The organism is Aquabacterium olei, assembly GCF_003100395.1.
Taxonomy (GTDB): domain Bacteria; phylum Pseudomonadota; class Gammaproteobacteria; order Burkholderiales; family Burkholderiaceae_C; genus Aquabacterium; species Aquabacterium olei.
The window spans coordinates 1,761,370-1,776,285 of the sequence record NZ_CP029210.1 but is presented as its reverse complement, the minus strand read 5'-3'; the positions used below and the strand labels follow the sequence as shown (position 1 = coordinate 1,776,285).

The 14,916-nt window shown below is 62.6% G+C and carries 13 protein-coding genes; 12 read left to right on the top strand and 1 reads right to left on the bottom strand.

The window, feature by feature from the left end:
- Nucleotides 1-4: 4 nt before the first annotated feature.
- From traC to DEH84_RS08065, 12 genes are all read left to right on the top strand, one after another.
- Nucleotides 5-2,563, top strand: coding sequence for a type IV secretion system protein TraC (gene traC / locus DEH84_RS08120; protein WP_109036388.1), 2,559 nt, complete (start codon nucleotides 5-7; stop codon nucleotides 2,561-2,563).
- Complete coding sequence (locus DEH84_RS08115; RefSeq protein ID WP_035033915.1) at nucleotides 2,560-2,931, top strand: hypothetical protein; 372 nt, start codon at nucleotides 2,560-2,562, stop codon at nucleotides 2,929-2,931. Before traC ends, DEH84_RS08115 begins: the two co-directional genes overlap by 4 nt.
- Nucleotides 2,928-3,533, top strand: a complete 606-nt coding sequence (gene traF / locus DEH84_RS08110) for a conjugative transfer signal peptidase TraF (RefSeq protein WP_109036386.1) — start codon at nucleotides 2,928-2,930, stop codon at nucleotides 3,531-3,533. Before DEH84_RS08115 ends, traF (DEH84_RS08110) begins: the two co-directional genes overlap by 4 nt.
- A 10-nt stretch (nucleotides 3,534-3,543) precedes the next feature.
- A complete protein-coding gene (locus DEH84_RS08105) occupies nucleotides 3,544-4,047 on the top strand; it encodes a hypothetical protein (protein WP_218929772.1) in 504 nt (167 codons plus the stop codon).
- Nucleotides 4,044-4,694 (top strand): type-F conjugative transfer system protein TraW, encoded by a 651-nt coding sequence (traW, locus tag DEH84_RS08100; protein ID WP_083505688.1) that lies wholly within the window; start codon nucleotides 4,044-4,046, stop codon nucleotides 4,692-4,694. The genes DEH84_RS08105 and traW overlap by 4 nt, the downstream gene beginning before the upstream one ends.
- Before the next feature lie 77 nt (nucleotides 4,695-4,771).
- Nucleotides 4,772-5,743, top strand: a complete 972-nt coding sequence (gene traU / locus DEH84_RS08095; RefSeq protein ID WP_235513700.1) for a conjugal transfer pilus assembly protein TraU — start codon at nucleotides 4,772-4,774, stop codon at nucleotides 5,741-5,743.
- Nucleotides 5,730-6,512 carry a type-F conjugative transfer system pilin assembly protein TrbC gene (gene trbC / locus DEH84_RS08090; protein WP_245932721.1) on the top strand — a complete coding sequence of 261 codons (783 nt, stop codon included), beginning with the start codon at nucleotides 5,730-5,732 and terminating at the stop codon, nucleotides 6,510-6,512. The genes traU and trbC overlap by 14 nt, the downstream gene beginning before the upstream one ends.
- A gap of 8 nt (nucleotides 6,513-6,520) precedes the next feature.
- The gene (gene traN / locus DEH84_RS08085) at nucleotides 6,521-8,845 is read left to right on the top strand and encodes a type-F conjugative transfer system mating-pair stabilization protein TraN (RefSeq protein WP_109036380.1); all 2,325 of its coding nucleotides are present in this window, start codon (nucleotides 6,521-6,523) and stop codon (nucleotides 8,843-8,845) included.
- Complete coding sequence (locus DEH84_RS08080) at nucleotides 8,842-9,276, top strand: hypothetical protein (protein WP_058085881.1); 435 nt, start codon at nucleotides 8,842-8,844, stop codon at nucleotides 9,274-9,276. Before traN ends, DEH84_RS08080 begins: the two co-directional genes overlap by 4 nt.
- Entirely contained in the window at nucleotides 9,248-10,222 is a 975-nt protein-coding gene (traF, locus tag DEH84_RS08075; RefSeq protein WP_342755633.1) for a conjugal transfer protein TraF, read from the top strand. Before DEH84_RS08080 ends, traF (DEH84_RS08075) begins: the two co-directional genes overlap by 29 nt.
- 9 nt (nucleotides 10,223-10,231) lie before the next feature.
- Nucleotides 10,232-11,689: a conjugal transfer protein TraH gene (locus DEH84_RS08070; RefSeq protein ID WP_109036376.1), complete on the top strand. Its 1,458-nt coding sequence runs from the start codon at nucleotides 10,232-10,234 to the stop codon at nucleotides 11,687-11,689.
- 24 nt (nucleotides 11,690-11,713) lie between these two features.
- Complete coding sequence (locus tag DEH84_RS08065) at nucleotides 11,714-14,488, top strand: conjugal transfer protein TraG N-terminal domain-containing protein (protein WP_109036374.1); 2,775 nt, start codon at nucleotides 11,714-11,716, stop codon at nucleotides 14,486-14,488.
- On the opposite strand, the gene DEH84_RS08060 is transcribed toward DEH84_RS08065, so the two are convergent.
- Complete coding sequence (locus tag DEH84_RS08060; RefSeq protein WP_058085885.1) at nucleotides 14,489-14,812, bottom strand: hypothetical protein; 324 nt, start codon at nucleotides 14,810-14,812, stop codon at nucleotides 14,489-14,491.
- Between the last annotated feature and the right edge of the window lie 104 nt (nucleotides 14,813-14,916).

The window sequence follows — 14,916 nt, the reverse complement described above, 5'->3', positions numbered from 1 at the left end:
CTCCATGGATGCGGCTCGCACCGTGCGCAGGCCCGCACGCCCGGGCCTATTCGAGGCCATGGGCCTGGGCGCGCCACCAGACACACCGGCAGAGCAATTCGCCGCGTGGCTGCCCTACTCCGCCTACCTCGCAGACGAAAAAATCTTCGTCAACCGCGATAGCCTGGGCTTCATGCTGGAGGTCATGCCGCAGTCGGGCGCGGATGAACGCATGGCCGAGGTGCTGATCTCGCTGTACGCCAACTGCCCGACGGGCGCGGGCATCCAGTTCCACCTGTTCGCCTCACCCCATGTGCGTGGCCAGTTGCGCCGCTATGCCAACTTGCGAGTCGAAGACGAGGACCAGGCAGATAAGGCCAAGCATTGGGGGCGACCTGCCCGCAACGACAACCTCTTCCACACCCTGGCCCGCCAACGCGTAGGCCACCTGCTGCGGGGAGCCCAGTCCTCGCTGACCTCGGGCTTTCACTACACGATCCGGGACTTCCGCCTGATGCTCAGCGTCACCCTGCCCGGTGACGCCCAGGACATGACCAGGCGCGAAGAGGTGATGGCCCAGCGCGAGTCCATGGCATCCACGCTGCGTTCGGCCTCCCTGCCCAACCGGGTCTGCGATGCCGCCGACCTGATCAACTGGTGCGCACTGTTCACCAACCCTGACCGCATCTCGCAGACCGACGCGCCAGACCTGCACTACGACGACGGGCGCGAACTGCGCGACCAGATCATCGACTTCGACACCATCCAGGACCCCACCCCCAGCGGCCTGCGCCTGTGGAAGGAGACCGGATCGGATGAACTGGAGGCGCGCTTTTACTCCATCAAGTCCTTCCCTGAGCGCTTCGCCCTTTGGCAGATGGGCTCGCTGATCGGCGACCTGATGCAGCCCGCCCTGCAGTACAGCGCGCCATTCTTGCTGACCATGGGCGTGCATGTGCTCGACCCCAATGCCACCAAGGCCACGGTCACCGCCAACCATGTGCGCGCCACGCAAAACGCCAAGAGCAAGATGGCCGACGTGATGCCGGACGTGGGCAAGAAGCTGCAGGACTGGACGGCCGCCGCGCAGGCCATCGACACCGGCGGCAGCCTGGTAAGCCTCCACCACCAGTTGGCCATCTTCTCGCCACCGCGCAAGGCGGTGGCGGCCCACGAAGCGGCCAACGCCATCTGGCGTGGCCGGGGCTTTCAGCTCAATGCCGACGTGTACATGCACCGCCAGGCGCTGCTGGCCAGCCTGCCCATGACCCTCACGCCACGCTTTCATGGCGATCTGGCCAAGATGCGCCGCGTCTCGCGCAAGACCATGGCCAACGCGATCCACCTGGCGCCCCTGATCGCGGAGTGGCGCGGCACACGCACCCCCGCCCTGGTCTTCGGCGGGCGCCGTGGGCAGTTGATGACCCTGGACATCTTCGACAATGACCTGGGCAACTACAACTTCGCCATCATCGGCGCACCGGGTTCGGGCAAGTCGGTGCTGATGAACGAGATGGCCTGGTCCTACCGGGCCATCGACGCCAAGGTCTGGATGCTGGACCTGGGCCGCTCTTTCGAGAAGCTGTGCCGCAAGGCCAAGGGCACCTACATCGAGTTCCGCCCCGATGTGGACATTTGCCTGAACCCCTTCACCAACATCGTTGACATCCACGAAGACATCGACATGCTGGTGCCGGCCATCTCCAAGATGTGCTCCATGCAGCACACGCTGGAAGAGGTCCAGTACAAGGCCATATCGGCCATGGTGCTCAAGCTCTTCGCCGAGCACGGCAACGACCTGACCATCACGGCCCTGCGCGAGGCCTTCAAGACCGGCAACATCGAAGCCCTGGGCCTGGTTAACGACCAGCGCATCAAGGACCTGGCCGTGATGCTCAACCCCTACACCCGAGGCGGCCAGTACGAGCGCTTCTTCGAGGGGCCCAGCAACGTCGATTTCAGCAACGATTTCATCGTCATCGAAAACGAGGAACTCAAGCGTCGCCCCGACCTGCACGCCGTTGTCAACATCCTGTTGCTGCACCAGATCACCGGCGAGATGTACCTCAGCCGCAACCGGCGCAAGGTGCTGTTCATTGACGAGCTCAAGCAGCAGCTCGGCGATATCGGGGCCGATGACCCCGTCAAGGCCGCCGTGATCGAGGAAGCGGCCCGGCGCGCCCGCAAATACGGCGGAGCCTTGGGCACGGCAACCCAGAGCGCCGACGACTTCTATGGCTCGGCCCAGATGGAAGCCGCGTTCAACTGTTCGGACTGGGTGTTCCTGCTGCGCCAGAAGCCCGAATCCATCGAGATGCTGGACCGCAAGGGCAGGCTGACCATGGACGAGCCCAAGAAGCGCTTGTTGAACTCGCTCAGGACCGAGGCGGGCGTGTACTCCGAGCTGTACATCTCCTCCCCGGTGGGCGAAGGGGTGGCGCGCAACATCCTGGATCCGGCCACGCACCTGCTGTTTTCCAACAAGCTGGAGGACAACGCGCCCATCGACGAGCTGCGCGCGCAAGGTCTGAGCATCGATGCAGCCATCACCGAACTGCTGCGGCGCCGGGGGCACACCGTATGAAAGCGATCAGCCTCATCCCTGCCCTGGTGCAGTCGCTGCTCACCCTGATCGTGGTCGCTGCCGCCTTGCTGCTCTATGACCGCACTGTGGTGCGCCCAGCGCTGCGCATCGGCATGGTCGATGTGGCCGAGGTGTACCGGCAAAAGGAAGCCGAGTTCACGCAACTGCTCACCAAGGCCGGCTCGGAAGACGATCGGCAAAACGCCATGCTGATGGCGCGCACCTTCGCCCAACGCCTGCCCATTGCGCTGGAGGAATTGCCCCGCGACTGCGCATGCCTGGTGGTACTCAAAGGCGCTGTGGCCGGGCCCACACCGCACACCGTGGACTTGACCGCTCAGTTGCGCCAGAAAGTGGGGATGCCATGACCTTGCAGATCGTCCGCATCCCGCCGCCCGTGCCCTGGCATGTGCGCAGCTATCGCCAAGCCCGGCAATCCTTTTGCGACCAACTGGCCCACATGCGTCGCCGCTGGTATCTCTACCTTCCGGTGTTCGCCATCTGGGCGCTGGCCTACGTCCGGTTGTTCCTGGATCCCACCCCACGCCTCCCCATTGTCTTCAACTGGACGCCCAGCCTGCCCTACCGTGTCGCCTATCGCGTGAGCTGGAAACAGACTGTTCCGCCCGCCTTGCACCGTGGTGACTACATCCTGTTCGCCTTCGCTGGCGATGCACAGCAGCACTACCCGGGCCTGCGCGGTCAGCCCTTCTTCAAGATGGTCAGGGGCCTGCCCGGTGACACCATCACCGTCCAAGACCGCATGGTGTTGATCAACGGCGAGTCGGTGGGGCATGCCAAGGCTCAGACCTTCGACCACCGTGGGCTCGATCCCATTCAGCCCACGGTGATCCCACCGGGCAGCTACTACGTCCAGGGCAGCAGCCCCGACAGCTTTGACTCGCGCTACCGCAGCAGCGGTCTGGTCCGCGCCGAGCAGGTCATCGGGCTCGTGCGGCCCCTGTTCTGAGGAACATGACATGCAAGCCTGTCCATGCCACCTCCAGCAACACCGCAAGTGCCGCAATGGCCGCAATGACGTGCGCCACTCGGCGCCTCGCTTGATCCTGTGCATCTGGATCGCTGGTTTGGCATCTGCAGCCCACGCTCAGGCCCAGACCACGCCCAAGCGGCCGGCCCAGCAACTGGCCGAAAGTCGCGCCCACAGCAGCCCAGTCACTCAAAGCGCCAGCACGCCTGCGTCCACGCCAGACGATGTGCCTCTGGAGGACTACCTGGCACTGCTGGCGCAAATCTCGCCTGCCGCGCGCGACGGCGCTCAAGCCTACTTGCGTGCGTTCGCGCAACGCTGCGGGCGGCCCCTCACCGCGCTGGCGTTGCGCAAGGCCATTGCCCAGGGCAGCGGTGACCCGGTCCTCATGGGCATGGTCAGCGCCAGCCACCCCAGCCAACTGGCGCAGCGTGATGCCCTGCTGAGCCAACTCGCTCAACGCATCCGTTGCGACGCTCGGGGTCAGCCATGAAGCCCAAGAGCCCACAGTTGATGGTGATGGCCTGCCTGCTGACCATGGCATGCACAGGTGCGGGCTCATGCGCTTGGGGCGTGGACCTGGGCAGCATCGGTCCGACCTATCCGATCAGCGAAGCCAACCTGCTGGAGTTCATTGCGCAACGCCTGCGAGAAAAGCAAGCCAATGGCGAACTGGCTCGACTGCAGGACCAAGCCCGTGAGCGCGGCATTCAGGCCGTGCGCCAGCCACAGCCTGTGGCCGGGCTGCGCACCACGCAACAGCCGCGCACCTTCTACTTCGACCCCAGCTTCACGCTGGATCGCAACATCCTGGATCCCCAGGGGCACCTGATGTTTGCCGCTGGCTCGCGCCACAACCCGCTGGACGTGGTGTCCCTGTCCAGACACCTGCTGTTCTTCGACGCCCGTGATGCACGGCAGGTGAGCCGCGCTCGGGAGTTGATCCAGCGCTACCAGGGCCAGCTCAAGGCGATCCTGACAGCTGGCTCCTACCTGGACCTGATGAAAGCCTGGCGCACGCCGGTTTACTACGACCAGCAAGGTGTGCTGACCCGGCGCCTGGGCATCGCACAGGTGCCCGCTCTGGTCTCGCAGGAAGGCAAGCGCCTGCGCGTGGATGAGTTGGAGGTGACACCATGACCCGATCCACCCCAAAAGCAAGATGGCGTCAATCGTGGGATCACATCGCGGCGATCCTGTTGATTTGCTTGCTGGCCATGACCAGCCAGCACAGCCACGCGGCGGGCATCGCCACCTGCACAGGCAAGTTCCCCAACCCCGTCACCGACATCTGCTGGAGCTGCATCCTGCCCATCAGCCTGGGCAGCATCCCCATCGCCAACTTCGGCGGCCAGGAAGACATTGCCAACCCAGGCAGCCCTGTGTGCAGTTGCGGCGTGAACCCGGTCATCGGTCTGTCTATCGGCTTTTGGGAACCGGCTCGCCATGTCGAAGTCGTGCGCAAGCCGTTCTGCCTGACCTCACTGGGCGGCATCGACCTGAACCCGGGCCTGCCCGCCCCGGAAGCCGCCCGCTTCACCCACGCTGAAGGCGACGGCGATGGCGGCAGTTTCTACCAGGCCCATTTCTACGTGAACCCGATGCTGTACTGGCTGGAGGTCGTGACCGACTTTCCCTGCCTGGAAAAGGGCAGCTTCGATCTGGCCTATCTCACCGAGGTCGATCCGCTGTGGAACGACGACGAGTTGACCCTGATCCTCAACCCGGATGCGGTGTTGTTCGCCAACCCCATCGCGATTGCCGCCTGCGCCGCCGATTGCGTGGCCGCCTCACAGGGCTTTGGCATCAAGGAATTGTTCTGGTGCGCAGGATGCCAGGGCGGCATCTACCCGCTGGATGGCCAAGTGCCCTACCACTTGGGCGGTGTTCGCACGGCCGTTCTGCTGGCCCAGCGCCTGACCACCAAGATGCACCGCGAGTTGATCGCCTGGGGATGGCATGGCACGCCCGGCCTGTGTGGCCCCTACTTCGAGCCCGTCATGGACAAGACGGCCTACAAGACACAACTCACCTACCCCATCCCCAACACCGAAAAGGACGGCGGCAGGTGCTGCCAGCCTTTCGGGCGCAGCACCGTGATCTGGGGGGCCGGCAAGGAATACCCGGTGCGCGGCGAAGACTTCGCCTTCATGTTGTTTCGCAAAAGGAACTGCTGTGTCGGCTTCTGACTTCCATCAACCTTCACGCTGGGGCTTCGGTCTTGGCCTGTCCATGCTGCTTGCACTGAGCGCACAGGCCCAAACCACACCGGTCATCACCGAAGCAGACATCGCTCGGGCCAGGCGCGCGCAACCCACCATCACGGACCAGGACATCGAACGTGCTCGGAAAGCGCACGGCGTGCCCAGCGCCGCAGACTTGGAACGTGTGCCCGACACAGCGGGACCAAGAATTGATGCGCTCCCGCAGCCCCAAGCCAAAGCGCCTGTGGACCTCGAAGCGCTGTCCAAAGCCTACGCCCTGCAGATGAAAGCCGCCCAGCCCCCCGGCACCGGGGTGGGCAAGGACATGAGTGGTGGCCCGATCCTGATGGTGTTCATCAGCCTGTCGATGCCCGAGGCCACGCTCAAGAGACTGGTCAGCCAAGCGGCACTCGCCAAGGCATCCTTGCTGATCAGAGGCCTGCTAAATGGCTCCCTGCGCGACACCGTTGCGCGAACACAGGCATTGTTGGCAGGTCAGTCGGTGGCCTTCCAGATCGACCCGCAAGCTTTCGAGCGCTACGCCATCACACAGGTGCCCAGCTTTGTGCTGGTGCGTGAGGGCGCTGACAACTCGCCCTGTGGTGATGGTGGTCGAGGCAGTTGTGCGCCGCCCAATGACTATGTCCGCCTGGCCGGAGACGTGAGCCTGGACTACGCCTTGGGCCACATTCAGCACCGCACACCCCGCTTCAGCAAGGATGCCGGCGCCTTCATCCAACGGCTCAAGGGTTAGGGATCGCCATGCTGCGCCGACTCGTCACCTGCTTCACCCTCTGGTGCTTCGTCACGGCGCAGACGATGGCGCTGGCTGGGCCACACGAAGAAGGCACCGCCGCCGGTCAAGCCGCCAACCCGGTGATTCGCGGCACGGTCAGCACCCCCAACGCAACGGCCAATGTGCCGGGATACACCCGCACGCCCGCTGAGGCAGCCTACTACGGCCAACCCAGCTTGTCAGGCCCGGCCAACGCGCGCCTCACCGCCTGCACCAGCACGCCCGATGACCCGGTGTGCCAGGCCCAACGCGGCGCGCTCAACTCGGCCAACACGCCACGCCCTGCCATTTCGCCCTACGACCCCGCGGTCATGGGCGCGCGGGACATCGCCGCAAACCCGTCTCTGGCTCTTGGCAGTCTTTCCTCGTATTACAGCGGTTGCACTACCGCCGACGTCACCACACCAGCAGACGCGGTCACCAAACAGTGCCAGCGCTACAACGGTGTGGGCAACTACGCCACCCGGCGGGATCTGACGGTGCAAGTCGAACTTGTCCCCAGTTGCGCCGCTGGCGACTGGTTTGCCCATGGTCAGGCCAATCGCAACGGTGCCGACTACATGGTGGCCGAGGCCCAATGCCGCATCCGTACCGACCAGTTGCAGCAATTTCGCTTCTATGCCGCTGGTGGCAACGGGGCCTGTATCGGGTGGCAGAACCTCGAATTGCCCAGCACGCCAGCTACGCAACCCGCGTTCGTCACCGACCTCGCACCACACTGGGGTGGCCACTGCTGGCGCCCCTTCAAGGTGGTCATGATGCCTGGATCCGGCTGTTCGTCTGGCCAGTGCCACTACAACTTCCAGTTCGGCACGCCGGTCTATGCCTGCCCGACCGGCACAGTGCGCGGCGACCAGTTGCAGGCCTACTGGTCCAGCCGCGTTCAATCTTCGGGGCCGGCTGATCGCTGCTTCACGCTCACCATGCCCCGCCCCCGCATGGGCTGTGACAGCGGCCCCTCTGTCGTGGTCAGCCGCACAGAGACCCGCTGCGCTCAGGATGCGGGCGCGGCCAGCCTGGTCGGCGCTTCTGGCTGGAGCATCCCCTTGTCTTTCCAGCAGCCAACCATGAACCACATCGAAACCGATGTCTGGGATGACAAGAGCGCCCCACTCGAAGCAGGCGGACGCTGCACCGTCACCACAGCCGACAGGTGCGTGGATGGCCCCGCCACCAAGGTGATCGATGGCCGAGCCGTCACCCGCGCTTGCTGGTCCTACGAGCGCACCCTTTCTTGCACATCCGGTGCCCTCACAGACGAATGCGCCCCCTTGCTGAGCCAAGGCTGCACGCTGGGAAGCAGCACATGCAAGCAAACCAACGCTGCCACAGGCATGTGCGAGGTCTACCTGGACAGCTACACCTGCCCGGCCAGCGCCCAAACGATCACGACAGCAACCAACTGCCCATCCAATGTCTTTTGTCTGGGTGACAGTTGCTTCAACACGAGCTACACGAACGACGCGGACTTTGCCCGCTCCATGTCGATGCTGGAAGCCGCCCGAGAAGCCGGTGTGTACCTGGACACCAAGCTGATGCAGGTTTTCAAGGGCGAAGGCAACCACTGCCGAGACCGGCTGTTCAAAGATTGTTGCGACTCGGACAGCGCTGGCGCTGGGATGAGCAACCAGAGCACCTTCGGTGTGGGCTCACGCCTGGTCTACGACGTGCTGATGAACTCCGAGAACCGGGAGTTCATCTACCAGGGCATGTCCGCACTGCTCACCAGCGGCGGCTTCAGCGGCTCCTTCACCAGTTACGGCGTCACCGTGGCCGTCAACGGCACCGCTCTGCCCGCCGGATCGTCGGTGCTCTATGCAGGCGACAGCATGGTGGTCGCGTTCGACCCCTGGTCGCTGGCCATCGCTGTGGTGATCTACATCGTCATGTCGATGATGTCCTGCAATGAAGAAGAGGGCAAGCTGGCCATGAGAGAAGGCGCGGGGCTGTGCCACGCCACGGGGTCATGGTGCTCATCGTGTCTTCGCGTTCTTGGTGCCTGCGTGTCGTGCCTGGAGCACACCACAGGCAAATGCTGCTTCAACAGCAAACTCGCCCGGATAGTCAATGAGCAGGGGCGCATGCAGATTGGCAAGGGCTGGGGCAGCGGCCAGAACCCGGACTGCTCGGGCTTCACCATCCCTCAGCTGCAAAGCCTGGACTTCGCAGCGATGGACCTCACCGAGTTCTACGCCTCCATCGTGCCCAACATCCCGAACCTGGGTGCCATCCAAAGCGGCAACAGCGCCAAGGTGCCCAACTGTTACTACGGACAGGGGCGTTGCCAATGACACAGCATCTCAGGACACCGATCAAGTTCAATGCCATCACGGCGATGGCGATGGCATTTGCATTGACTTGCCAAGCACAAACACAAACGCAAACGCCTGAGCGATCGCCCGATCCGTTCGTCGGTCGCATGCCTGTCAAGGACGCCAGGGTGCTGATGGTGATGGCACTGCAAGCGCCAGACGGACAGGCGCACGGCACGCTGACAGGCGAATCTGCCGACGCCATCAGCCAGCGCTTCAAGGCCAACACCCCCATCTCCATCGACGTCACCACCGACAAGCGCTACCGCCAGCCTGGTTGCAGCCGCCTGAAGGTGACCTTCTGGCAAGACGGTGTCTGGTTGCCTGGTGCCCAGGCCCCTCGCAAACAATCCATCGAGTTCGGGATCAACTACTGCCTCGATGGCTTGCCGCCCAAGTCGCTGCAATGAGGAGATTGACATGCCTCGCCCATCTCGCCCGTCATGGGCGTCTCGCTCAGGTCTTTTCAGACTCCTTGCCAGCATAGCCCTCCTCGCCTTCGCTTGCCTCAACGCAGCGCCCGAGGCACAAGCGCAAGCCTCGTCCAAGCTGGACGAGCCCATTGCCGCGCCTTACTGGTCAGATGCATGGCGAGGATGGCACTTCTACGAAGACCCCGAACCCGAGGTACGCGACACACCTGAGGCTCAACCCAAGACTCCCGCCCTGCCACCGCCCACGTCACCAGCGGCCCCGACACCATCAACCCGCCCGGCCAGAGCGCCAGAGTTGGTCGAATTCGAGCGACTGCAAAAGGCTGTCGAGTCCTACCGCAACATTGCGATCATGCGGCCGACCGAGGCCAATGTGCGCCGCTACATGGAACTGGAGGCCAAGGTTGTGGCCAGAGCGTCCTACTTCGCCGACGTCGCCCAGCGCGTCGCCTGGGCCACACCGGAGCTGGACCCCACCGTACATGGCCGCCCAGTCAACGCCAAGGCGCTGGAGGTGTTCGACCGGGACCAGTTGCTCAGCCGTTCCCAGTCCATCACCTCACTGGGCAAGGACCACGTCCTGTTCTTCTTCTTCCGCAGTGACTGCCCGTACTGCCACGCCTTCGCCCCCACGCTGACGGCCTTCGAGGCGCGCCACGGCATCAAGGTGGTGGCCATCAGCGTGGATGGCGGCCCCATGCCTGGCTTTGCAGATGCCCGAGCCGACAACGGCATCGCCAACACCCTGAAGGTCACCCAGGTGCCAGCGGTGTTTCTCGCCCAGCCCTACACCGGGCAAATCACACCCATTGGCTTTGGCGTGCTGTCCGAATCCGAATTGCTGGAGCGCATCACCACGGTGAGCACACCTGCTGCCCAGGCCATGTTGCCCAGCGTGAACAGGCAAGTCGTTCTTCAATAGGAGCAGATCATGATTCAGACACCCACGCCGACGGCACCGCTCTGGAGACGACTAGTCGCCACCCTGATGGCCGTGCTGGTCATCGCATCGCCGCTGCCTCTGCACGCCGGGGACCTCAATGCCGAAGTGAACAGCATGTTCAACAACCTGGGGGCCATTGGCAACTACACCGCACCTGGCGCCTTCCGTGGTCAGACCATGAACACCTACACCGGCGGCAGTCTGTTCATGCGCTCCCCCAACAAGGTGTACCAACTCGCCGCCATTCAGTTCCCCAGCGCCAAGGCGGGCTGCGGTGGCATCGATGTGTTCGGCGGATCGTTCTCGCACATCTCGGCCACCGAGTTCAAGAACATGCTCAAGAACATCACCGCTGCCCTGCCGGGCATCGCCTTTCAACTGGCACTGGAAGCCGTCTCACCACTCCTGGGTGGCTTGAGCAAGTGGGCCAAGGGCCTGGAGACCTGGATCAACAACGCACGCATCAACTCTTGCGAAACGGCCAAAGCCATCGTCAGCACGGCGGCCGAGGCCACGGGATACAGCTCGCAGGAGACCTGCGCAGACCTCGCCATCGAGATGGGCATGGAAAGCGACCGTGACGCTGCACGCAGGCGTTGCGCTTCCGACCGGCCCAGCATCCTCGCTTCGGCTCGCACCTCAGGCGATGCCAATGTGCGCAACAAGGCGCCCTTCGTGGGCAACCTGACCTGGAAGGCCCTGAAGTACACCGGCGTCTCCCTGGACGATCAGGAGCGTGAACTGATCATGAGCATGGTGGGCACCGTCATCTACTACCCGGAAGAAGCCGCCCGCGACCCGGAACCCATCGCCGCCACACTCACCTCGATCAGCCAATTGCTTTATGGTCAGAGCGCCGGGGCCGGTGTGAACGTCACCCAGCACCTGCTCAAGTGCAATGACTACGTGAACTGTGATGCCGTGACCCTCAACACCACCTACACGCACACGCCATTCACCGCCAAAGTCGAGACACTGATGCGCTCCATTGCAGAGAAGATCGCCACCCGCACCGCCATTCCCAACAATTCGGCCGAGGTCGGCTTCGTCAACCAGACCACCGAGCCGGTCTACAAAATGCTGTCAGTGGGTGCGACCATCCCAGGTTCTGGCTTGGCAGACAGCCTCATCGCCCAATACCGCGACGTGATCGCAGCGGACTACGCCTATGTGTTCCTGGAGCGCAATCTGCGCGTCGGCCTGGCCGCGCTCGACAAGGACTATCAACTGCAAAAGACACAGCGCGAACAGGCAGTCCAGATTCGTCAACGCGCCCTGGTCATGCTGCAGCAACTCTCTCAAGAGAAAAACCTCCTGTATCAGAAGGTCGGTTCTTATCGGGCTGTCTCCAGCCACTTGGAACAGTTGGAGCGGCAATTGCGATCCAGCATGCCGCAGCACGTGATGGACATGCTTGGGCAGCAGGCTGCTTACATGGCTCGTTGACTTTCACTGAGCACAGGGGATGCCATGTGGGAGATCTACGCCTACCAGAACGCGGACAGCCTGTTCGGCGTCTTCAATGCAGCAGCGGCCATCCACGCCTCGGGCGACTACATGTCGGCCGTTGCCGCCGTGGCGTTCTGCGGCTTCGTGGCCGCCCTGATCGCCTACGCCTTTGCCCCGGAGAAGCTGCAAGGCTGGAAATGGCTGGGCACGGTGCTGCTGGTGTTCTCCATTCTGATTCTGCCCAGGGCCACTGTGGGCATCGTGGACAAGACAGGTGGAGCCCCAGTCAAGGTCGTGGCCAACGTGCCCTTCGGCATGGTCATGCTCGGCAGCGTCACCAGCACCATCGGCCACACCCTGACCGGCCTGTTCGAAACCGCCTTCCAGACCATTCCCGGCCCAGGTGCCTTGCCCAGCGAACTTACCTACGAGAAGAACGGCCTGATGTTTGGCAACCGGCTGATCAGGAGCACCAGCAAGGTGACGTTCCAGGATCCCAACTTCCGCACCGACCTGATCAACTTCATCCACAACTGCACGATGTACGACCTGATCGACGGCACGATTGGTCCTGCCGTGTTCTCGACATCCGCAGATGTCTGGCCCCTCATGGCCACGCCCAATCCTGCGCGCTTCAGCACGGTCACCAGCGCTGCGGGCATTGATGTGGACACCTGCCCCAACATCTACACAAACCTCAATGGCCGACTGCCAGCGCAGATCAACCAGATTCAGGGCCGCCTGGCCTTCCAGTTGAACCCCACCCTGCCTGGTGCTGCCGCCGCAGCTGTCATCGCCAACCAGATTCAGCAGGCGTACATCAAGAACAACATCGCCGATGCGGCCACCACCGCTGCCGACCTGATCCGCCAAAGCGCCATGCTCAATGCGATCAACGACACCAGCACCATCGTCGGGCAGAAGGTCAACGATCCAGCGGCCATGGTGCTGGCCGTTGGCCGGGCACAAGCCGTCGCTCAGCAGAACGCCGCGTGGATCAACAACGGCAAGGTGGCCGAGCAAGCCCTGCCCGTGTTCCGCAACGTCATTGAAGCGCTCACCTACGCATTGTTCCCCTTGATGGTGCTGCTCTTGCTGCTGACCAGCGGGCGCGACACGATGCTGGCCTTCAAAGGCTACGCCGCCATCCTGATCTGGATCCAACTGTGGCCCCCGCTGTACGCGGTGCTGAACTACATGGCGTCCATCTACGCGGCCTACGATCTGGCTGCGGCTTCGGACATCGGCTCGGGCACCAAGGCCCTGTCTTTGCAAACCGCCTCGACGATCTATTCGGGCGCCATCTCAGGTGAGGCTGTTGTGGGCTACCTTGCAATCAGCATTCCTGTCATTGCCTGGGCGGCATTGAAGAAGATGGAGGGTGTAGGGACCGCCCTGGTGGGTGGTTTGTCTGGACTGCAAAGCATGCTGACTGGCAGCACAGCATCTACCGCCACCGGTAACATGAACATGGGCAACGTCACTATGGACCAGGCGCAACTGGCACCGAACCGAACCTCGGCGTTCATGAGCAGTTGGCAAAACGACCTCAGTGGCAACACCTTTTCTTCGAACAGCCTGACCGGGCGAACAGCCGTCAGTCTGTTGCGCAACCAGGGGTTTGCTTCGCGGGTGGTGTCCATGCGGGTGTCTGAACAGGATGTGTCCGATGCAAGCAGGCAGGTCACTGCGGCACGCAGCGAAGCCTTGGCTGCAAGTTCGGATCGATCCGCAGCTCTCTCCGAAGCATTCACGCGAGGACTGAGCAGCCTTCGCTCAGGCCGCAGCAGCAGCGGATCCACGTCCAGCAGCTTCGAGCAATTTGGAGAGACGCTTAACCGTCTGGACCAGATCTCTAAAGGCATCGCCGACAGCACGGGGCTTTCCCAGTCTCAAGTGGCGCGTATCGCATTTGGTGCGTCGGGACACGTGGGCGTTGATGGGCGCTTCGCTGGCGCAAAAGCCAATGCCAGCGCGGACAAGAGCTACCTGTCGGGCCTATCCGCCGATGAACGCAAGGTTCTGAGCAGTTTGACCAGCGAGCAAATAGCCGACTTCAAGCAATTCGGTGACCGCGTCTCCAGAGATGCCAGCTTCATCAACACCATCAGCAGCGACTCCCGAGAGGCCCGCGACATGGCGTCCAGGCTGACAAACACTGCCACGCGATCTGAACGTGCTGAGGTGAGCCTTGCTGAACGCACCGCACTGTCGGAGCGCCTGACCTCTGCTTATGAAAAGGGCGAAACCATCACCATCGACATTGCTCAGGATCCGCACAACCTCGAAATGTTCACCCGCTATGCAGAGCAATACGGTGGCGACAGCAGAGCGGCCCAGGCCTTGATGGCCGCAGAACTTGCCAGGCAATCACTAAAGCCCAATCGGGTGTTCTCCGATGGCACGGCATTGCCAACTTCGTTTGAGGACATTCAGGCTCAACATCGGCAAGAAAAGGCCGACACAGCCTTGAAGCCGGAGCTTGATGATCGCCATCGCAGCAACGATCGACAGGTGTCTCGTTTCGGCAAGTCTGCGCGTGCAGGCCAACCAGCCCCCGCCCCAGAGCCATCATCGACTAGACAAGAGGTTCAGACCCGAGGCACAGAGATACGAGCAACGGCAATTGCTGATCAAACCGGTTTCGATGCCAAAGCGGAGATCGTCAAGACCAATGACGGAACAATAGCCTCGAAGAAATCACTGCTCAAGCAGTCTGGTAAGCAAGTCGTCAAGGATGCAGGAGCGACCGCCGACAACGCCATGGGCGTGGTGAAAGACCTTCTCAAAAAATAGTCAGGCCGAATCACCATCCGGTCCGCTCATATTCGGATTCAAGTCACCTTCTGGTGGCTTCATAAACGGCGGGTGCCCTTTGTCACGCCAGTAGTTCGCGGCCAAATCCTCTGAAGTCACCCCCATCCCTGGGATCGAATCGGCGCCCTGCCTCAAGCTCCTGCTCATTCTGCGGACGCGAGTCAGCGCCCCGCCGATAGCTGTGCCAAAAAGCATCCCAACACCGATCATGACTACCCTTGTGCCCCAATCGTCCATTGCGGCTGAGAACAAGCCGACCAAACCACCTAAAGCGACAAAGCCAAAGAAAATTGGGTTTCTCATGTGGGCACCTCGTACCAACTAGGCTATCGCCACGCCGGTACGTCTGCAACCCCATTTTCCTTTCTCCATGGGGTGTATTCATCCAAACTCTCCACCCACGCCAC